Source organism: Sphingomonas pseudosanguinis, assembly GCF_014196255.1.
Classification (GTDB): domain Bacteria; phylum Pseudomonadota; class Alphaproteobacteria; order Sphingomonadales; family Sphingomonadaceae; genus Sphingomonas; species Sphingomonas pseudosanguinis.
This window is the reverse complement of the sequence record NZ_JACIDH010000009.1, coordinates 1-20,038: the sequence shown is the minus strand read 5'-3', so window position 1 is coordinate 20,038 and position 20,038 is coordinate 1. Positions and strand designations below refer to the sequence as shown.

Below are 20,038 nucleotides of genomic sequence, written 5' to 3'. Positions count from 1 at the left end.
GAGGGGTGTCACCGGTCGTGAGATGGGGCGACCTCGCCACCGGGACACCCCTCCACCATGCTGCGCATGGTCCCCCTCCCCTTGCAGGGGAGGAAAAGGGTGGGGCTACGCCTCGACCAACGGCATCAGGAAGTCGCGCATCAGGTCGGCGGTGCGACGCTGGCGCAGGATCAGGCGGTCGCGCTGGTCTTCGTCATCCTCCTCCAGCGTGTCGGCCTCGAACCGGGCGACCGCGACCGGGCCGTCGCGCCGATAGGATTGATCGGGGTCGGGATCGGTGAAGCGCACCCCCAGCCGGTCGAGGGCAAGCCGCACCACCGCGCCGTGCGGGCCGCTCAGCGCCGCCCGGAACGCGTCCCGTGCCGCGGCGAGGCCGCCGTCATGATGTTCCAGGCAATAGACGAGGTCGTGCGCGTCCTTCGGCTCGTGTCGCTGGTCATAGGCGAAGGCCTTCAGACAGGTGAAGCTGACGATGTCGGCGTGGCGGACCTCCTCGGTCGTGCGGCCTCCGCCGTTCAGCAGCTCGGCGGTGATCGCGGTGACGCGGTGATGGTCGAACACCATCGACGCGTGCGGGATGTTGATCGCGGTGACGTTGCCCTCGGTCGGCAGCTCGGTGACGCGGCCCCCGCTCAATGCGGGCGCGTCGGCGAGGAATTCGAGGATCATGACCGCGCCGCCCTCGATCGCCGCCTTCCAGCGCCAGGACTGTTTCTGGCCGCGATCATTCTCGGCGCGTTCGAACCCCATCGCGCGCAGATTGTCCTCCAGCGATCTGTACGCCTCGGTATCGGTCAGGATGGTGAAGTCGACGACGACATCGACATCGCCGGTCCCGGCATGGCGCGGCACCTGCGGCGGACGCGCGGTGACCAGATAGCGTGGTGCCAGCCCGCCGATCAGATAGACCGACTCCTTCCACGGCCCCAGCCCGCGCAGCAGCGTGACGAGCACGCGTTCGCACGCGTCGGTGACCTGGGCGGTATAGCCGTCAATGCTCCGGGGCTTGCTCATGCCCGCTCCAGCCGTTCGGCGCGCAGATGCGCCGCCATGTCCCTGGCGCGGCCCGACCCTTGTAGCAGGTCGAGATAGACCTGAAGCGCGGGTGCCAGCGTAATGCCGTCGATGCGGGGGCCGACGATCACGTCGCCGGGGCTACGGGTTTCGAGGACACCCAGATTCCAGCCCTCCTTGACCCGCCGCGCGTCCAGTTCGGCGAGCGCGGCGTCGTGCGCCGGGCCGGGTGCGATGCGGCAGCGAAGCTGTGAGATGCTCGACAGATGCGGGGCATAGGCCTGGGCCGCGACCTCGGACGTCACCGCATAAACGGCGTCAGCCTGGGTGCAGGCCGCGTCCAGCCGCCGTGCCAGCGCGCCGACATCGCCGACAGGCACATAATAGCGGGTAAGCGCGGGCGGCTTGCGCTCGGCGATCGCACTGGCCCAAGCGTCGATCACCGGTGCGGGATCGCGCAGCCGGCGCAATTTGGCGGGGCCGGCGCCCTCCACCTCGACCCATTCACGCCGCTCCATTTCGGACAGCGTCGCCGAGGCGGTGGCGGGCGAGACCCCGGTCGCCTCCGCCACGCCCTTGACGCCCAGCCATTCGGGGCGTCGCTCGACGACCTCCATGACCACGCGCGCGCGCTGGCCCTGGAAGATCCGGTCGAGATTCCTGGCGGCCGCAGGGGGCGGGGGGCGATCGATGAGAATGAAGGCGTGGTTCGCCGGGATGAAGAGCGAGCCGCCCAGATCGTAAAAGCCGATCCGCTCCTCACGCAGCAGATCGCGCGCGCCCGGCGAGATGCTGTTGGCCATGAAAAAGGGCACCAGTTCATGGACGTCGCTCGCGGGCAGCTGGGCGATATAGTGGCGCAGCTGATAGATGGCCTGACGCACATCGCGCGGATAGGCCTGACGCTTCGCCTCGACCACCAGCCGGAGAGGCCGGCCGTCGATCGTCACATCGACCAGCGCGTCGATCAGCGCCTGCGGACCGACGCGAACCTCGCGTTCATCGACCCAAACCTTCGCGCCCGGCAAAAGGCCGATCATGTCTGTCAGCCCATGAAACAGGAGCTGCTCTTCATTATCGTATTTCAGCATCTTTCCTGCTCAGCGAATAATGCATCCATATCGAATATTCGAATATATGGCCATATTTACTGAACAGAAATTATATGCCTCCGTCGCGCCTCTTTCCATTCCTCCCTGCAAGGGGAGGTGGCAGACCGAAGGCCTGACGGAGGGGTATCCCCCTCTCGATCGTCAGCCTGAACCACGACCGCTCGCACCCCCTCACCATGCTCCGCACACCCTCTCCCACAGACGCGGATAAGCATCCTTGCCGATATTGATGTCCGCCCGATTTGTGCGCAAGGCCGCTGGGCGCGCCGCGTCGGGGCGTCGGGTGACGGAGACAGGGGCGATGGGCGTCGCATTCACACGGTCGGCGACGGCATGGCTGCGCCAGCGGCTGCGTGCGAGCGAGGCGGTGCTCATCCTGCTGGCGGTCGTGATCGGGGGCGCGGCGGGGCTGTTGAGCGTGGTGCAGGGCGCGGTCGCGCATCTGATCCAGCATCTGCTGTTCGCCCTGCCCATCGGCCAGCGGCTGAGCGCGACGCCGGCGATCCCGGTCCTCGCGCTGCTCGCCCTGCCGCTGGGCGGGGGTGCGCTCGTCCTGTTCTCCTGGCTGACCAGGGCGCGGTCGCGGCACATGGTCGACGCGGTCGAGGCCAATGCGCTGCATGGCGGGCGCATGTCGTGGAGCGACAGCCTGGTCATTTCGGGCCAGACGATCCTGTCGAACGGTTTCGGCGCATCGGTGGGGCTGGAGGCGGCCTATGCGCAGCTGGGCGGGGTCGTCGCCTCGGTGGCGGGCGGGTGGTTCCGGCTGCGTCGCGCCGACCTGCGCATCCTGGTCGGCGCCGGCACGGGGGCCGCGATCGCCGGGGCGTTCGGCGCGCCGCTGACGGGCGCCTTCTATGCGTTCGAGATTGTCATCGGCGCCTATACCCCCGCCGCGATCGCGCCGGTGGCGGCGGCCTCCTTGTCCGGCGTGTTCGTCGCGCAGGCGCTGGGCGCGCCATCCTATCTGGTCGATGCCACGGTCGGCGAGCAGGTGCGCACCCATCATTATCTGCTCTACGCCGGGCTGGGCGCGCTGGCGGCGGGCATCGGCATCGTCCTGATGCGCGCGGTCGCCGAGGTCGAGACGCTCAGCCGACGCCTGCCGCTGCGCGCGTCGTGGCGGCCGATCCTGGGCGGCGTGCTGCTGATGCCGCTCGCCTGGCTGACGCCGCAGGTCCTGTCGGCGGGGCATGGCGCGCTGCACATGGACCTGGAATATGGCGTGCCGCTCAGCTTTCTGGCGGCGATCTTCGTGATGAAGAGCGCGGCGTCGATCGTCTCGCTGGGCTTCGGCTTTCGCGGCGGGCTGTTCTTCGCCTCGCTGTTCCTGGGCAGCCTGCTGGGCCAGCTTTATGCCGGCGGCCTGGGATGGATCGCCGGCCAGTCGCTGATCGCGCCCGACAATGCCGCGCTGGTCGGCATGGCGGCGCTGGCGGTCGCGGTGATCGGCGGGCCGATGACGATGGCGATGCTGGTGCTGGAAGCGACGCACGATTTTGCGCTGGCGGGCGCGACGATCGCGGCCGCGCTGGTCGCCTCGACCATCGTGCGCGAGACGTTCGGCTATTCCTTCTCCACCTGGCGGCTGCATCTGCGCGGCGAGACGATCAAGAGCGCGCGCGATGTCGGCTGGGTGCGCACGCTGACCGCCGGGCGGATGATGCGCAAAGTCGAGCGCGCCACGCCGGCCGCGATGACCGTCGCCGAATTCCGCCGATCCTTCCCGCTGGGCTCGACCAGCCGCATCGTGCTGGTCGACGACGAGGGCCGCTATGCCGGGATCGTCCAGACCGCCAGCGCCTTTGCCGAGGGTGCGACGCCGAGCGACCCGGTCGGCACGCTGGCGATCCACCGCGACCAGGCGCTGGCCCCCGATGCCGACATCAAGACGGTGATGGCGGCCTTCGACAAGGCGGGCGCGGACGAGATGGCGGTGGTCACGGGCGGCGGCCATGTCCTGGGCATCCTGTCCGAATCCTATGTCCGACGCCGCTATGCCGAGGAACTGGACAAGGCTCAGCAGGAGATGTTCGGCGAAGCCTGATCCCGCCAGCGCAGCCGGTCGATCAGCACGCGCAGCGCCGGGCTGACGCGGCGATCGGGATAATAGAGGTGGCATCCCGGATAGGGGGTGCAGTGGTCGGACAGCACCTGCACCAATCGGCCATCGGCGATCTCGTCGGCGACATCATGCTCCATCACATAGCCCAGCCCCGCGCCGGCACGCATCGCAGCGCCGGCCAGCACCTCGTCATTGACGATCAACTGCCCCGACACCCGCATGCGGACGTCACGCCCGTCGATGCAGAATTCCCAGGGCAGCAGCCCGCCGCCCCCGAGCAGCCGGTAGTTGATGCAGACATGATCGGCCAGATCGTCGGGCGTCCGCGGCATGCCGTGCTGCGCGAAATAGCCCGGCGTGCCGACCACCACGGTGCGCAGCGACGGGCCGACCGGCACCGCCACCATGTCACGCTGCACCGTCTCGCCCAGGCGAATGCCCGCATCGAACCCGCCGGCGATCAGGTCGATCAGGCGATCCTCGACGATCACCTCGACCGCGATATCGGGATGATCGCGCAGGAAATCGGGCAGGCGCGGGGCCAGGATGGTCCGCGCCGCATAGCCGAAGGTCGTCAGCCGGATCGTCCCCGACGGCGCGTCGCGCCAGTCGGCCAGTGCGGCCAGTGCGGCCGCCACCTGCGTCAATGCCGGGTCGACCGAACGCAACAGCAATTCGCCGGCCGCCGTCGGGGCCACCGAGCGCGTCGTGCGCGCGAGCAGCCGAACGCCCAGCCGCGTCTCCAGCGCCTTCATCGCGTGGCTCAGCGCCGAGGGCGAAAGGCCGAGTTCGGCCGCTGCGCGCGTGAAGCTGCGCACCCGTGCGACGGTCGCGAACGCCGCCAGATCGTCGAGGTCGCCACGCCGCATTGTTGCATCATGCTCACAAGCCTTTGCGGGCGGCAACCGCTAATCACGGGCGCGTGCGGTCCTTAATTCGGGTGTCGAACACGGGAGACACGAACCATGGACCTGACCCATTATCGCACGCTCGGCCGATCGGGCCTGGCCGTCAGCCCGCTGGCGCTGGGGACGATGACCTTCGGCGCGGGCCGCTGGGGTGCGGACGACGCCGCCTCACGCCGAATCTTCGACGCCTATGCCGATGCGGGCGGCAATTTCGTCGATACCGCCGATGTCTATTCGGGGGGCGAGAGCGAGGCGATGCTCGGCCGCTTCCTGCGCGACAGCGGCATGCGCGATCGCATGGTCGTCGCGACCAAATCGGGTTTCCCGCGCGGCGAGGGCAATCCGCTGGCGGGGGGCAATTCGGCGCGCAACATCCGCGACGGGCTGGAAGGCTCGTTGCGCCGGCTCGGCACCGGTCATATCGACATGTACTGGACGCATGTCTGGGACCGCACGACCCCGGTGGAGGAAGTGTTGCGCGCGTTGACCGACGCAGTGCGGCGCGGGGACATCCTCTATTACGGCTTTTCCAACGCTCCGGCCTGGTACACCGCGCAGGTCGCGACGCTGGCGCGCGCGCATGGCCTGCCCGAACCGGTCGGCCTGCAATACAGCTATTCGCTGATCGATCGCGGGGTCGAGCTGGACCTGGTGCCCGCCGGCCAGGCGCTGGGCATGGGGCTGGTGGCGTGGAGCCCGCTGGGCTTCGGGATGCTGACCGGCAAATATGGCCGCGAGAAGCTCGCCGATTTCGGCCCCGCCGGCAGCGTCCCGAACAAGGGCGGCGACACCGGCAACGGTGATAGCGACGGCCGCCTGAACGGCGACAATCCCTATGGCGGGATGTTGTTCACCGAGGCCAATTTCCACATCGTCGACGAACTGCGCGCGGTGGCGGGCGAACTGGACCGGCCGATGGCGCAGGTCGCCCTCGCCTGGGTCGTGTCGCGGCCGGGCGTCTCATCGGTGCTGATGGGTGCGAGCCGGGCCGAGCAGGTGATCGAGAACATGGCCTCGCTCGACATCGCGTTCTCGCCCGAGCAGCAGGCCCGGCTGGACGCGGCGGGCGCACCACCGATGCTCAATCCCTATTTCATCTTCCAGCTGCCGCGCGCGCAGATCTTCGGCGGCAGCCAGGTCGCGCCATGGACCGGCCGCTAGGGTGAAGCCGGCGTCCGCCCGCGCCGTCAGACGGCGCGGGCGCGTTCCTCGACGATCCGCTCCAGCATCGACAGCGGCATCGCGCCAGCCTCCAGCACGTCGTGGAAATGCTTCAGGTCGAAACGGTCGCCCGCGATCGCCTTGGCCCGTTCGCGCGCGCGCAGCCAGGCGGCGTGGCCGATCTTGTAGCTGCACGCCTGGCCCGGCGACACGCAATAGCGCTCGACCTCGCGCTGCGAGCGGCCGGGGGCGAAGCCGACCGTGTCGACGAGGTATTTGGTCGCCTGCGCATGCGTCCAGCGCTTGGTGTGGATGCCGGTGTCGACCACCAGCCGCGCCGCGCGGAACAGGAAGGATTGCAGATAGCCGGCGCGCTCGACCGGCGAGGCATAGCCGCCCAGTTCGTCGGCCAGCTGTTCGGCATAGAGCGCCCAGCCTTCGAGATAGGCGTTGAAGAAGGCGATCTTGCGCAAGGGATGGGTGGGGGCGCGCTGCGCGGTCGAGATCTGCAGGTGATGGCCCGGCACGCCCTCATGATAGGTCAGGCTGGGCAGCGTGTATTTGGGCCAGTCGTGCACGCTCTTCAGGTTGATCCAGTAGATTGCGGCGCGCGAGCCATCGAGCGGCGCGCGGAAATAATAGCCATTGGGCGCGCCGTCCTGAATCTCGGGCGCGACGCGGCGGATTTCGAGCGCGGCGTTGGGCGGGTTGCTGAACGCCTGCGGCAGCCGCGCCTGCATCGCCTGTGCACTGGCGTTGAGGCTCGCGAGCAGCTCGGCCCGGCCGGCATCGGTGTCGGCGAAGAGCTGTGCCGGCAGCCGGTTGAGCTGGTCGAGCCGCGCGCCGACGCTGCCTTGCGTCAGGCCCTGGCTGCGCAGGATCGGATCGAGCTGCGCGGTGAGCTCGGCCACCTGTTGCAGGCCCATGCGGTGGACCTCGTCGGGCGACAAGGTGGTCGTCGTCGCCTGCGCCAGCGCGGCGGCATAGAGCGCGTCGCCGCCCGGCAAGGCCCAAACGCCCGCCGCGCTGCGTGCCGAGGGGCGCAACGAGCGCAACAGCGCGATCTGGCGGTCGAGCGCGGGATAGACCTGATCGGCGACGATTTTTGTCGCGCGTGCCTGCCAGTCCCCGGCGATGTTCGCCGCGCTCGTCCGGCTGGTCAGCGCCTTGACCAGCTGGCTGTCGGCGGGGGCGGGCGCGCGCAGCTTGGCCATCTGGCCCAGCGCCAGGTCGAGCGAGAAGTCGGGGGCCAGCCGGCCCTTTGCCGCCTCGCGCCGCTGGACCTCGGTCTCATTGTCGAGCTGACGGCCCATCAGCGACAGGCGGTCGAGATAGGCCTGCGCATCGCCGGCGGTCTTGACCGGGTGGGTCGAGGCGAGGAAGTCGGGCAGCGAGAAATAGACGCCGTCCTGCTGCGAGATCGGATAGGGCCCCTGCGGCGAGGACAGGCCGAACTTTTCCGGGCCGATCATGTTCGACTGGATATTGTAGAGCACGACCTCGCGATCGATCCGCGCTTGGGGCGACAGCGTGGCGGGGTCGACCGCGCGGACCAGCGCCTGCGCCTTGCGGCTGCGCGCCAGATCCTTGGCGATCGCGCCATAGCTGTTGTCGCCCAGCTTGTGGCGGAGATCGGCGTTCTTGCCGGTGTCGAAGCCGAGCGAGGTGGCGAATTCGGGCGACTCGCGCACCGTCTCGGCCAGCACCTGATCGAACACCGCGTTCAGCCTCGCGTCGCCGGGGGCGGGTGCCGTCCCCGACGCCGCCTGCGCGAAGGCGGGAAGGGCGGGCAGCATGGTCGCGCCGGCGGTCGCCGCACTGGACAGGAGGAAGGTGCGACGATCCATGCTGATTTTTCCCCGATTATGGAAGGCTTTGCCCCACGCTAGGCGACAGCGGGGGCAAAGCGCAAGCCACCGATGGTCAGCGCAGGATGATGTCCGCGCCGTGCTTGTGGGCGCGGATTTCCTCCTCGGTCAGCCCGTTGATCTCGTGCGGGAAGATCAGCCAGTCGTTCGTCTCGTGGACGAAGAAGTCGGGCTTCAGGTCGGTGACATTGCGCGACGGCTTGTAATAGACGGTCGCGACCTTCACCTCGTTGGGGATGTTGTTGCGGCACCGCGCCTTCAACTCCTTGAGCAGCGCGCGGATCGAACGCCCGGAATCGAAGACATCGTCGATCAGCAGCAGCCGATCCTCGGGGTTGAGGACATCGACCAGATGACCCAGCCCATAGATGCGCACCTGCGGCTCCTGCTGGTCGATGCCGGTATAGGAAGCGGTGCGGATGGCGATATGATCGCTATGCACCCCGCGATATTCGAGCAGTTCCTGCACCGCGATCCCGACCGGCGCCCCTCCGCGCCAGATGCCGACGATATGGGTCGGGCGAAAACCGGCGTCGAAGACCAGATTGGCCAGACGGAAGGAATCCTCCAGCAGGCGGTCGGCGGAGAGGTAGATTTTGGTGGTCACGACATCGTCCATCACATTTGCGGGGCGGGGCGTACAGCCACGCGCACCCGGAGAGACGGACCGCTTTGCGCCCGCACTGTCGGGAGCGCAACCTTGGCGTGATGGGCGGGGTGGCGGGTGTCACGAAGGCCAAGTTTGAAACTGGCTATCATAACGCATGACATCGCAAGCCTTGAAACACGTAATATCTTATCGGATGCGCTGATGGGGAAGCGAGGGGTCATCTTCGAGCAGAATAAAGCCAGCATCTCCCGGGCTAGGATTTTGATCCATTCCGGGTGTTAATCTGGGCTATCATGCGGAAGAACCGCACTTATACGGCCCCGTCCGCATGGCGTTGTTCAAACGCCTATGCGCACCGGGGGAAAATACATATGTTAAGAATACGGCAATTTGCCATGTCGGGCAGCATATCCTTGGCCGTGCTGCTGGCGGCCTGCGGGGGCGGCGACAATGGGGGTGGCGGGGACATTCCGGTCGTGACCGCACCGACCCCGACACCCACGCCGACGGGCACACCCACGCCCACGGCGACCAATACCGCGCCGGTCGCCAATCCGGGCGCCAATCAGAACGTCTTGACCAAGACGTCGGTGACCCTGGACGCGAGCGCCAGCGTCGATGCCAATGGCGATCCGCTGACCTATAAATGGGTCCTGAAGTCGCGGCCATCGGGCAGCGCGGCGGTGCTGTCGTCGCTGACGGACGCGAAGCCGACATTCACGGCCGATGTCGCCGGTACCTATGTCGCCACGCTGATCGTCAATGACGGCAAGGTGGACAGCGCGCCGGTCGACGTCACCGTGACGGCCGCCGTTGCCAATGCCGCGCCCGTCGCCAATGCCGGCCCCGACCAGAAGGTCACCAACGGCGCCCGGGTCACGCTGGACGGCAGCGCGAGCAGCGATGCCAATGGCGATGCGCTCTCCTATGCCTGGACGATGGATGCCCGCCCTTCGGGAAGCACCGCCGCACTGTCCTCGACCACCGTCGTCAATCCGAGCTTTACGCCTGACGTCGCCGGCAATTACATCCTGTCGCTGATCGTCAGCGACGGCGCGCTGAAGAGCGTGGCCGACAGCGTGACGATCACGTCGAGCCGGGCGAACGCCGCGCCGGTGGCCAATGCGGGCAAGGACCAGAACGTGCCCACGCGGTCGAGCGTCACGCTGGACGGACGTGGCAGCAGCGACGCCAATGGCGATCCGCTGACCTATGAATGGACTTTGACCTCGAAGCCCGCCGGCAGCAATGCGTCCCTGTCGGCCAAGACGCAGGCGGTTACCAACTTCACCGCCGATGTGGCCGGCACCTATGTCGCGACGCTGATCGTCAACGACGGCACCGTCGACAGCGCACCCACGACCGTCGCGATCACGGCGGTCGCGCCCAATCTGTCGCTGTACCGGGTGGACAGCCTGGGCCGGGACGAGTTGCTGAAGCTGCCCTATACCACCTCCGCCTCGATCCAGACGTCGCAGACCTGTGCCGGCACCAGCTGCCCGACGACGGTCACGATCGACCGGTTCAGGATCATGGCCAATGGCGACCGCTTCACGATCCAGGATGTCACCGCGACCAACCTGACGACCGGCTCGCCCGTCGCCGCATCGTTCCGCGGCATCGGCAACGGCACGGTCATATCGAGCGGTCAGGCGATCGGCTTCAGCCTGGAGTCCGGGTTCACCCGGGGGCAGAGCGTCAACCTGCGCTATGAGTTCACGATCAAGGAAACGGGCGACAAATTCTCCTACACGGTCGAGCTCAAGACGAACTGAGAGCAGCGACGAACACCTCGATAAGGCGGGATTTTTCCCGCCTTATCTTTTGGCCGTGCCGCCCGCCGGCGCGGCCATTTTCCACCTCACGGCATCGGCAGCGCCGCCTGCTGGTCCTTGATCTTCCACTCCGCCGCGCGCAGCGCGACGTAATCGCGCAGCAACTGCACCCGGCGGGGGCGGAAGCTGGTCGTGCCGCGCATGAGCGTATCGATCCGCGCGACCTCGAAGGTGCGATAGCCCTGTCGCAACAGGCACCAGGCGACCAGCATCAGCGTCCTGGGGCTGTAGGACATGCCGAGCGGCAGGATCTCGCGTTCGCTGCGACGGTCGTGCGCGTCGCGATAGGTGATGCGGACGCTGAATTCGTCCCAGCAAGCCTGGCGCAACAGGTCCAGCGCGATCGTGATGGGCGCGCGCGGCTCGGTCGGTCGCCAGGACCGCATCGTCGCATGCGCCGCTTGCCGCGCCTGCCGGTCGGGCAGGGTGGCGACGATACGGGCGAGCGCGTTGCGGCCCGCGATCGTCAGCGCGGCATCGCCCAGATCGCCCAGGCTGGCGACGCCCAGCATCAGCGCCTCGATCTCCAGCCGCGAGAAGCTCTGCGGCGGCAGGGTCGGGTCCTCGGTCAGCGTATAGCCATAGCCCGCCGTGCCATCGACCAGCACGCCGCCTGCGCGCAGCGTCGCGATGTCGCGGTAGAGCTGGCGCGTCGAAATCTCGGTTTCCGCCGCCAGACGCGCGGCCGTCACCGGTTGCGGCAGGCGCCGCAACGTGTCGAGCAAGCGCATCAGTCGATCCGATCGTGCCATCCCTGCTGCCCGAAACTGTCAGGAGGCCCTTCGTAAGGTGCCCGCATCATTCCACGCAAGGAGCATCCCGATGCGCACGCTATATTATTCTCCCCAATCGCGGTCCGACACGGTCGTCGCGCTCGCCCGCATGCTGTCGGCGGACATCACCTATCGCGAGGTCAGCATCCCGCGTCAGGACGGGACGGGCCAGCGCGATCCGGCCAATCCGCATCCCGAGGGCAAGGTGCCCTATCTCACCGATGGCACGGATACGGTGCGTGAGCGGGGTGCGATCATGCTCTATCTGACCGACGCCTATCCCTCCGCCGGCCTCGGCCCGCTGCCGGGTGAGGCGGCGCGTGGCGCCTATCTGTCATGGCTATTCTATTATCAGGGCGTCATGGAGCCGCTGCTGATCCTGAACTGGGCCGGGGTGAGCCATCCGGCGATCACCGCCGGCTTGCGCGACTATGACACGATGATCGAGCGGCTCGCCGAGACGCTGCGGCGCGGCCCCTGGCTGCTCGGCGACCGGTTTTCGGCGGCCGACATGCTGTGCAGCTCGCCCTTCGCCTGGTTCGCCGACATGATGCCCGCCGAACCGGTGATCCGCGACTGGGTCGCCCGTTGCACGGCGCGGGTGGAGGCGGGGATGGCCTGATCGGGGCACCTCCCATGGTACCGTCAACCGGGGGGAAGCTGCCCCGCATGGGCGCGCGCCGTCCGATCCTCGGGCGACAGCGCCGCAAAGCGTCGGTCGAAGTCCGCCGCGATGTCGGCCAGGGTCACATCGGCCAGGCGGCGCAGCAGCAGAGCCTCCGCCTCTTGCAAGGCGTCCTCGAGCGAGCCGTTGACCGCCCGCTCCACCAGGCAGACGGGATCGGGATCGGCCGGTCCGAGCGCGAAAATGCGGTTCTCGCCCAGCGCGCGGTGGACGTCGAGCATCGTGATGCCGTCGAGCCCGCGCGTCAGCGACCAGCCGCCGCCATGGCCCTTGACCGAGCGGACATAGCCCGCATCGCGCAGCCCCGCCATCGTTCGGCGGATCACGACCGGGTTCGTCCCCAACATCGTGGCGGCGGCCTCCGACGTCAGGGGGCCCTCCATCCGGCCCATATGGATCAGCAGATGCAGCATTCGTGAAAGGCGTGCGTCCACTTTCAGTCTCCAACCGACGCTACGGCTTATCACGTCACATTTGATGTTGCAAAAGAGAGCGTGCGACATCATGTAACTATCACTGTTATATGAAGGGTGAGCGGATGTACGAAGTGATCGTGATCGGCGGGAGTTTCGCGGGCCTGTCCGCCGCCATGCAACTGGCGCGTGCGCGTCAGAAGGTTCTGGTCATCGACGCCGGGGCGCCGCGCAACCGTTTCGCGGACGAAGCGCATGGCTTTCTGGGGCAGGATGGACGGACGCCTGCCATCATCATGCGCGACGCCCGACGCCAGTTGCTGCGCTATCCTACGGTGGACATCCTGTCCGGTGAGGCGGTGGGCGCCAAGGCTGTGGACGGAGGCTTTACCGTCGATCTGTCGGGTGGCGACGAACGCCGGGCGCGGCGTCTGATCCTGGCAACGGGCGTCTCGGACGAACTGCCCGCGATCCCGGGCATGGCCGAGCGCTGGGGCGAGTCCGTGCTCCATTGCCCCTATTGCCATGGCTATGAGGTGCGCGACCTGCCGCTGGGCGTGATCGCGGCGCATCCCCTGTCGGCGCATCAGGCGTTGCTGATCCCCGACTGGGGACCGACCACCTATTTCACCCAAGGCCAGTTCGAGCCCGAGCCCGACGAGCTTGAGGCGTTCGCCTCGCGCGGGATCACCGTGGAGCGGACCCCAGTGGTCGAATTACTCGGCGCGGCGCCGATGCTGGAGGGCGTCCGCCTGGCGGATGGACGCGTCGTCGCGGTGGGCGCGGTCTTTACCGCACCCCGCACCAGACCCGCCACGGCGCTGGCGGCGATGCTGGGCTGTGCGCACGAGGACGGGCCGACAGGACCGTACGTCAAGGTCGACTCCTGGGGCGCGACATCGGTGCCCAGCGTGTGGGCGGCGGGGGATGCCGCGACGCCGATGCACAATGCCACACTTGCATCGGCGGCCGGCGTGCTGGCGGGCATCGGCGCCCATCAGGCGTCGGTGCGCGCCAGGGCGGCATGAAGGTGATGCAGGCGGTGTACGTGCACCGTTATCCTGGCCGCGTCGCATCGCGACAGCGCCGCGTGACCGACCATCGGTCAGGATGCCGGTCCACCACCATCCCTATTGATGACGGTGGGTCTTCTCGAAGCCCTCATTCGCCTTGGTCATCTTGGCGAGCTTGCGCAGATAGCTGCGGACATGGCGTTCGAACCGGACATCGTCATTCACGCCGGTGGCGGGATACTCGTCTTGCGCGATCAGTTCCTTGAGGCGGGCGGCGAAGGCGGCCTGATCATCCACACAGTCGGCGTTCTTCAGCGTGCGGCACGCCCATTCCTCGGCCGCCGCCTTGTCGAAATCGTCGCGGGCCTCATAGCCGGCGCGGTCCGCCGCGGCCTGATCCAGCCGCGATGCCGCGTAACGGCGTTCCAGCCATCGGCGGACGAGTGCCGCGTCCCAGGGTTTCAACGAATCCGCCATCATGTTTCCCGATCGGTACGCGACATTTAACGCTGCTGGCCGCCGGCCATAGGCGGCACCGGGTCGCTTTGCTACAGACCGGGGCCGTAGAGACAGATAGATTGCGCCATGGCCAGACGTTCGAAACATGACCCCTATGATCATCTTCCGCAGGAGGAGGAGGCCCCGGCCGCACCGGTGCCGTGCTGGCTATGCGGTCGGCCGACCGGCAAGATCATCGTCTGGCACCATCCCGTGCCCATGAGTCGCGGCGGCCGCGATGTCGTGCCGATGCATCCGATCTGTCAGCAGACCCTGACCGCCAATTTCACCAATTCCGAGTTGCAGCGACATGGCATGGACGTGTCGGGCCTGCTCGATAATCCCAATATCCGCAAATTCGTCGACTGGGTGGCGAAGAAGGACCCCGACTTCACCGCCGCGATCACCAAGAAGCAGCGCTGAGCGCTGCCGTCCGGTCACGGGGGCCGGACGGCAGGCCCCGACCGGGTCCGGTCAGCGAGCGCTGACCGTGCCGGGTGATGTCGGAACGGGCTGCTTCGGCTTGACGTAGCGGTCGAGCCAGTCGGTCATCTGCCAGAGCGTCTCCTCGGTCGATTCCAGCGCGCGATAGCCGTGCGGCTCGTTGGGCAGAACGACATAGCGGACGGTCGCGCCATTGCCCTTCAGCGCGGCGTACATACGCTCCGACTGGATCGGGAAAGTGCCGCTATTATCGTCGGCACCGCCATGGATCAGCAGGATGGGCGCCTTGATCCGGTCGGCATAGGTGAAGGGGCTCATCTCGGTATAGGTCGGCGTCGCCTGCCAATAGGTGCGCTGTTCGGCTTGGAAACCGAACGGTGTCAGCGTGCGGTTGTACGCGCCAGACCGCGCGATACCGGCGCGGAACAGGTCGGTATGCGCCAGCAGATTGGCGGTCATGAACGCGCCGTAGCTGTGTCCGCCGACCGCGATGCGGGTCCGGTCGGCGACGCCCAGCTTCACCACCGCATCGACCGCGGCCTGCGCATCCTCGCGCAGCTGTTTGACGTATGTGTCGTTCGCCTCCGCGCCACCCTCGCCAATGATCGGCATCGCCGGATTGTCGAGGATCGCATAGCCCTGGGTCAGCAGGAACAGATGGCTGATACCGCGCGGTCGCACGAAGCGGTTGCCCCGGTCGACCGTCTGCCCGGCGACCTTGGCATCGGTATATTCCGCCGGATAGGCCCAGAGCAGGGTCGGCAGCGGCCCGTCGCGCTTCGCGTCATAGCCGGCGGGCAGATAGAGCGTACCCGACAGCGGCACGCCGTCCGCGCGGCTATAGGTGATCGTCCGCTGGGTGACGCCCGCGAAGACGGGGGCGGGGTCGGCAAAGGCGGTAATCGCCTTCGCGCTGCCGCCCTTGGTGCTGCGGATGACATAATTGGGGGCGAGCGTAGCGCTCTCGCGCCGCGTCAGGATGCGCTGGCCCCTATCGTCGAGCATAGCGACGACTGACTCGTAATAAGGCGGTTTGGCGGCCCATAGGCGTGTCGACGTTTCGCCGGTGAGTGGCATGGTGGCCAGAAACGGAAATGCGCCCGTCTTGCTCGCGCCTTCCCCCGAGACGAAGACGCCGTCATGCGCGGGCGTGAAGCGCATCACCGGCTTGCCGGCGGCATTCTCTTCTAGGATCGGATCGCCCGGATCGCCATATTGATCCTGATAATTGCGGGTCAGCAGCATCCGCGTCTTTCCCGGCCGCGCGGGCGCGACTGCCAGCCGGTGTTCGGTACGGCTGCGCCATTCGCGGTCGACGATCATGGCAAAGCCGTCATCCCCCCACATCGTCGTCGCATAGCGCGCCGAGGTCCGCGCCAGTTCGACGGGGGCGGCGTCGAAGGGGGCGGCCTGCATCATCACCTTGTCGCGGAAGGCGATCTTGGTGCGCGGGTTGCCGCCGTCCAGTGCCTCGGCCCAGACGAGGGTCGCGGGCGCATCCGACCGCCACTCCGCCTCGCGCGGCCCCTTCACCGTCGCATCGAAATCGACCGGCAGGTCGTCGGCGAGCGGGCGGTCGACCAACGTCCTGACCGGTTGCCCGTCGATGGTCGAGACCGCGATCTCGGTCGGGAAGAAGCGTGCGGGCAGCAGATAGGAATAGGGGCGCTTCAACCGCTCGGTCAGCAGATAGCGGCCATCGGGCGAAACGCTGAACCCGCTGATCAGGCCCGGCGTGCCGATCGGTCGGGTCGCACCGTCGTCGAGGCCGATGCGGACGAGCTGGCCGGTGAAATAATGATCGAACAGCGCCTCGTCATGTGCATCGCCGAGCAGATCCTCATAGGTGCGTGCGGCTGAGGTGCGACCGCTGCTTTCCTGCACGATCGGCCCGGTCGGGGTCGCGGCCTGGGCGGGGCGCGCGCCCCGACCGGCGGGGACGGTATAGGCGACCAGCGACCGGCTGTCCGGCATCCAGACGAAGGGCGTGCCGAACGCGCCGTTCAGCCCATGGGCGACGACGCGCGCGCGGCCGTCACGCTCGGAGACCCAGAGCGACAGGCCATCGGCATCCTGCGCGTAGAAGGCGACCCGGCCGCCGTCGGGTGACCAGTCGGGTGCGGCGAAGCGCAGGCCGGCGGGCAGCTGCACCGCGATCGTCCGGCCGCTGGCGATGTCCTTGAAGCTCAAGGCGTTCAGCCACTGGACGCGCACCTCGGCCTGGCCGTTGGTCGCAGGGTCGATCCGGTATCCGCCCAGCCGCAGGATCGGCTTCGACAGATTGGCGATCGTCGGCAGATTCTCGCGGCCGAAAATGGCGAGCGTGCGGTGATCGGGGCTGACGCCGACGGCCGGGGTCGGTGGGGTTTCGAGGGCTTTGGCGATCGCGTCGGGCGCACGGTGATAGGCGGTGCCGGGCGTTTGCGCGGTCGCGGTGGAGGCAAGCAGGAGAGCGATCAGGCAGGCACCGGTGCGCATTCATAACCCCTTGTGATGACGGACCGTTCATGTGCCACGGCCCGACCGCACCGACCAGCGGCTTTTGGCATCGACCGGTCGGCCACGCGGCAACCTATCCGCGCTTGCCCCGCCCCCAGCCGTCACGCGCGGCGAACAGCGCCTGCATCTCGGCCATATTCTCGGTGCCCCAGGCGCATAACGGCTCCAGCGCGCGCGCCAGGCTCTGGCCCATTTCGGTCAGCGTATAATCGACGCGCGGCGGGACCTCGCGATAGTCGTTACGGGTCAACACGCCGTCCGCCTCCAGCTCCTTGAGCTGCTGGATCAGGACCTTGTCGCTGACATCGCGCACAGCGCGCTTGAGTTCGCCGTAGCGGGTCGGTCCGCGCAGCAGGAAATAGAGGATCAACGGCTTCCACTTGCCCGAGATGACCTTGAGCGTGGCGTCGAGCCCGCAGGTGAAAGCGGGGGTGTCGAGAATGGCGGCATCGGACATTTTTCGGGTACTTACAAAAAGGTGTATACTTGCCTCTAGGTATGCGTGGAACCAGCTATGTGCAACCCTATGAATGGAGGCACATATGACACGATTGGAAGGCAGGACCGCGATTATCACCGGCGGTGGCACCGGCATCGGGTTGGCGACCGCCCGGCGGTTCGTGGCGGAAGGGGCGTTCGTCTATTTGTTTGGACGGCGCGCGGACAAGCTGGAGGCGGCGGTCGCGATGTTGGGCGGCAATGTGCGCGCGGTCGCGGGATCGGTGACCGAGGCGGCGGATCTGGACCGGCTGTTCGACACGGTGCGGCAGGAGCGCGGCTCGCTCGACATCCTGTTCGCCAATGCCGGCACCGGCGCGCTGATGCCGCTGGCGGAGATCACGCCCGAGCATGTCGACGACACGTTCGACGTCAATGTGAAGGGCACGATCTTCACCGTGCAGAAGGGGCTGAAACTGATGGCGGCAGGGGGCTCGATCATCCTCACCGGCTCGACCACCGGCGTCATGGGGACGCCCGCGTTCAGCGTCTATAGCGCGTCCAAGGCGGCGGTGCGCAACCTGGCGCGCAGCTGGGCACAGGATTTGCGGGGTACGGGCATCCGCGTCAACGTCCTGTCGCCGGGGCCAACGCTCACCGAACTGGCCGCCGAGGTCGTCGGCCATGATGCGATGATCGCAATGGGGGCGACGACCCCGATCGGGCATATCGGCGACCCGTCCGAAGTCGCCGCGGCGGCCGCTTTCCTGGCATCGTCGGACAGCAGCTTCATGACGGGCAGCGAGCTGTTCACCGATGGGGGGCTGGCGCAGATCTGAGGAACGCCGCCAGCTGGCCTCATGTCAGCTGGCGGACGTCGCCGCCTTGTCGTCGCCCGCTGTCCCGGGCACGGCCCAGGGGTCCGGTCCGCAGACCCGGTCCCGCCAGCGCGCCCTTCGGTCCCAGCATGCTGCGTCCAGCCGGGGGAGCGTGACGGTTTCGCGCTTCTGGCGCATGTCGAAACGCTGTTCGCCGCGATAGATCAGGCTGCTGCGCAACTCGTTCATCCGCGCGCCCGCCACCACCGCGAGCTGGGCGCGCGGCGAGAAGAGGATTTCCTGCCCGATCGAGCCGGCGACGCGACAGAATTCATATTGCGCCCGCACCGTCGAAAAGCGGGAATAGAGCCGCGTCCCATAGCGATCGAGCGCGGCCTCTCCCTCGCGGGGCGTCGGGCTGACGCGCGCGAAATACATGCCGAGCAGCGTCCAGGCCGCCGCCAGTTCCTCGACATGATCGGTCAGCATCGCGTTGTAATTGGTGTCGGTCAGCAGCGTCGGCTCGAACTGGCATTGCAGCGCCGCGACGTTGAGCGCGGCGCGCATCGTCCAGATCAGCGCCGCGTCATTCTCGCCATCGGTCGCGCCGGGCAGCGGCTCGACCGCCTCGGGCAGCTTGTCGGGGGAGAGCACGGCGGCATGATCGTAATGCTCCAGGTAGAATTGCGCCGATGCGGGCTGCGCCACGCCGACGAGCATCGCGAAGACCATCCCGATGGCGGCCGACCGGATCATATCCGTCAATGTCTTTCCTCGTAACCGATGGACCAAGCGCGGCTCCGTCTATCAAAACCACCAATATGCGGAATGAATGAGGCCGGGCCGGAGGGGCCGGGGTCGACACGGTATGGCTTTGTAATGTCACGCTTCACCGTTTCGCGGGGCGAGCCTTGGCGCAACGCCGCATTGATACCATGGGCGGGTCCGCGTCACGATCGCGACCATCACCAGCGCTGCGCCGGATTGGCGGCGGATTAGTAGCACCAAGGTCGCCAGGAGCGAGGTCAGCGATAGCGAATCGAGCCGGCCGAACCGCGTGGCAATCGCCGGCCCTTTTCATCTCATCCCAAATCAGGCGGGTCAGCCTGGTTGCGACGCGCCTCCCCCGGAATGGCGACGCTGCCATTCGTCCTTCATTCGCGCCTTGAACGACACATAGTCGTCGTCGGAATTGGGATCGAAATTGGCGATCTTCGCCTTGGCGAGATAATCGAAATAGGGCCAGTGGACTTCGTTGGTCTCGGCATAAAGATAGCATTGGATGGTAATGCACGGCTCGTCAGTCCCGCGATTGATCAGCTTGTGGACCTGATTGAGGCGTGACGAGATCCATGCGACATCGTCCTTCTCGAAGACGGCGGTCGCGAAGGGGGCCTGATGATAGGGCGATAGCATACGGTAGAGATCAACATTGATCTCGCCGTGCAGCACCTTGATCACCGCCTCCGCGCCGCCATGATTGTGGATGGGCGAGTAATGGCCGACCGGCCAGATCTCCATGACGAAGGGCACGCCGGGTGAATCGCCCTGATTCTGCCCGAGCGTGATGCGCAGATAGGTTTTGTCGGGATCGGGCGCGCCGAACTCCTCCGCCTTGCGCGCCAGCGTCCCGTGGCACCAGCCATTCGGATCGGCGATGCTCTCCTTGATCGCCTGGGCGAATTCGGGAAAGTCGGGCGTGTCGAGCCGGAACATCTCGCTCGCGACATTGTCGTAGAGCTGGCGGCAGGTCGACGTCAGATTGCCCGGCACGGTGGCCTGGCCTTGCGCTGTGGATCGGCGTGGAAAAGGGACCCCGGTAGCGGGGTGATCGGCGTGGAAAAGGGACCCCTCATCCCGTTGGTCTAGGCTGTTCGCTTGGCG

Annotated in this window: 19 protein-coding genes; 7 read left to right on the top strand and 12 right to left on the bottom strand. The window is 67.2% G+C overall.

All coding sequences use genetic code 11. The annotated features are described in order from the left end of the window. Positions 1-105: 105 nt before the first annotated feature. Positions 106-1,014, bottom strand: coding sequence for a nucleotidyl transferase AbiEii/AbiGii toxin family protein (locus tag GGR48_RS10820; RefSeq protein WP_183951931.1), 909 nt, complete (start codon positions 1,012-1,014; stop codon positions 106-108). Then, complete coding sequence (locus tag GGR48_RS10815; protein WP_240456064.1) at positions 1,011-2,054, bottom strand: helix-turn-helix domain-containing protein; 1,044 nt, start codon at positions 2,052-2,054, stop codon at positions 1,011-1,013. Before GGR48_RS10815 ends, GGR48_RS10820 begins: the two co-directional genes overlap by 4 nt. Positions 2,055-2,427: 373 nt before the next feature. Here GGR48_RS10815 and GGR48_RS10810 point away from each other — a divergent pair, with 373 nt between their 5' ends. Then, positions 2,428-4,173, top strand: coding sequence for a chloride channel protein (locus tag GGR48_RS10810; protein WP_183951929.1), 1,746 nt, complete (start codon positions 2,428-2,430; stop codon positions 4,171-4,173). On the opposite strand, the gene GGR48_RS10805 is transcribed toward GGR48_RS10810, so the two are convergent. Further along, positions 4,146-5,060, bottom strand: coding sequence for a LysR family transcriptional regulator (locus GGR48_RS10805; RefSeq protein ID WP_183951928.1), 915 nt, complete (start codon positions 5,058-5,060; stop codon positions 4,146-4,148). The two genes, GGR48_RS10810 and GGR48_RS10805, sit on opposite strands and share 28 nt — an antisense overlap. A 96-nt stretch (positions 5,061-5,156) precedes the next feature. On the opposite strand from GGR48_RS10805, the gene GGR48_RS10800 reads away from it, so the two are divergent. After that, a complete protein-coding gene (locus tag GGR48_RS10800) occupies positions 5,157-6,260 on the top strand; it encodes an aldo/keto reductase (protein ID WP_183951927.1) in 1,104 nt (367 codons plus the stop codon). A gap of 26 nt (positions 6,261-6,286) precedes the next feature. Here GGR48_RS10800 and GGR48_RS10795 read toward each other — a convergent pair whose 3' ends face one another. Together GGR48_RS10795 and GGR48_RS10790 are read right to left on the bottom strand one after the other, a co-directional pair. Further along, complete coding sequence (locus GGR48_RS10795) at positions 6,287-8,107, bottom strand: DUF885 domain-containing protein (RefSeq protein WP_183951926.1); 1,821 nt, start codon at positions 8,105-8,107, stop codon at positions 6,287-6,289. 76 nt (positions 8,108-8,183) lie between these two features. Continuing rightward, positions 8,184-8,747: a phosphoribosyltransferase gene (locus GGR48_RS10790; RefSeq protein ID WP_183951925.1), complete on the bottom strand. Its 564-nt coding sequence runs from the start codon at positions 8,745-8,747 to the stop codon at positions 8,184-8,186. A 410-nt stretch (positions 8,748-9,157) separates the two neighbouring features. Between GGR48_RS10790 and GGR48_RS10785 the strand changes: the two genes are divergently transcribed. Then, entirely contained in the window at positions 9,158-10,513 is a 1,356-nt protein-coding gene (locus tag GGR48_RS10785) for a PKD domain-containing protein (RefSeq protein ID WP_342354551.1), read from the top strand. Between the two features lie 86 nt (positions 10,514-10,599). Here GGR48_RS10785 and GGR48_RS10780 read toward each other — a convergent pair whose 3' ends face one another. Further along, a complete protein-coding gene (locus GGR48_RS10780) occupies positions 10,600-11,304 on the bottom strand; it encodes a helix-turn-helix transcriptional regulator (protein ID WP_206362498.1) in 705 nt (234 codons plus the stop codon). A 91-nt stretch (positions 11,305-11,395) separates the two neighbouring features. Between GGR48_RS10780 and GGR48_RS10775 the strand changes: the two genes are divergently transcribed. Beyond that, a complete protein-coding gene (locus GGR48_RS10775; RefSeq protein WP_183951922.1) occupies positions 11,396-11,968 on the top strand; it encodes a glutathione S-transferase family protein in 573 nt (190 codons plus the stop codon). A gap of 23 nt (positions 11,969-11,991) precedes the next feature. Here the strand turns inward: GGR48_RS10775 and GGR48_RS10770 are convergent, their stop codons facing one another. Then, positions 11,992-12,471: an RrF2 family transcriptional regulator gene (locus tag GGR48_RS10770; protein ID WP_183952009.1), complete on the bottom strand. Its 480-nt coding sequence runs from the start codon at positions 12,469-12,471 to the stop codon at positions 11,992-11,994. A 98-nt stretch (positions 12,472-12,569) separates the two neighbouring features. On the opposite strand from GGR48_RS10770, the gene GGR48_RS10765 reads away from it, so the two are divergent. After that, the gene (locus GGR48_RS10765) at positions 12,570-13,472 is read left to right on the top strand and encodes an NAD(P)/FAD-dependent oxidoreductase (protein ID WP_183951921.1); all 903 of its coding nucleotides are present in this window, start codon (positions 12,570-12,572) and stop codon (positions 13,470-13,472) included. A gap of 102 nt (positions 13,473-13,574) precedes the next feature. Here the strand turns inward: GGR48_RS10765 and GGR48_RS10760 are convergent, their stop codons facing one another. After that, entirely contained in the window at positions 13,575-13,934 is a 360-nt protein-coding gene (locus GGR48_RS10760; protein ID WP_183951920.1) for a hypothetical protein, read from the bottom strand. Positions 13,935-14,042: 108 nt separating this feature from the next. Between GGR48_RS10760 and GGR48_RS10755 the strand changes: the two genes are divergently transcribed. Then, on the top strand, positions 14,043-14,378 hold the full coding sequence (locus tag GGR48_RS10755; protein ID WP_183951919.1) for a hypothetical protein: 336 nt from the start codon (positions 14,043-14,045) through the stop codon (positions 14,376-14,378). A 51-nt stretch (positions 14,379-14,429) separates the two neighbouring features. Here the strand turns inward: GGR48_RS10755 and GGR48_RS10750 are convergent, their stop codons facing one another. Further along, a complete protein-coding gene (locus GGR48_RS10750) occupies positions 14,430-16,877 on the bottom strand; it encodes an alpha/beta hydrolase family protein (RefSeq protein WP_183951918.1) in 2,448 nt (815 codons plus the stop codon). Between the two features lie 94 nt (positions 16,878-16,971). After that, entirely contained in the window at positions 16,972-17,355 is a 384-nt protein-coding gene (locus GGR48_RS10745; RefSeq protein WP_183951917.1) for a winged helix-turn-helix transcriptional regulator, read from the bottom strand. 85 nt (positions 17,356-17,440) lie between these two features. Here GGR48_RS10745 and GGR48_RS10740 point away from each other — a divergent pair, with 85 nt between their 5' ends. Next, complete coding sequence (locus GGR48_RS10740; protein WP_183951916.1) at positions 17,441-18,175, top strand: SDR family NAD(P)-dependent oxidoreductase; 735 nt, start codon at positions 17,441-17,443, stop codon at positions 18,173-18,175. A 24-nt stretch (positions 18,176-18,199) separates the two neighbouring features. Here GGR48_RS10740 and GGR48_RS10735 read toward each other — a convergent pair whose 3' ends face one another. Both GGR48_RS10735 and GGR48_RS18385 read right to left on the bottom strand, forming a co-directional pair. Then, a complete protein-coding gene (locus GGR48_RS10735; RefSeq protein WP_240456072.1) occupies positions 18,200-18,910 on the bottom strand; it encodes a hypothetical protein in 711 nt (236 codons plus the stop codon). A gap of 345 nt (positions 18,911-19,255) precedes the next feature. Continuing rightward, the gene (locus tag GGR48_RS18385; RefSeq protein WP_183951914.1) at positions 19,256-19,927 is read right to left on the bottom strand and encodes a cupin domain-containing protein; all 672 of its coding nucleotides are present in this window, start codon (positions 19,925-19,927) and stop codon (positions 19,256-19,258) included. Positions 19,928-20,038: the final 111 nt, after the last annotated feature.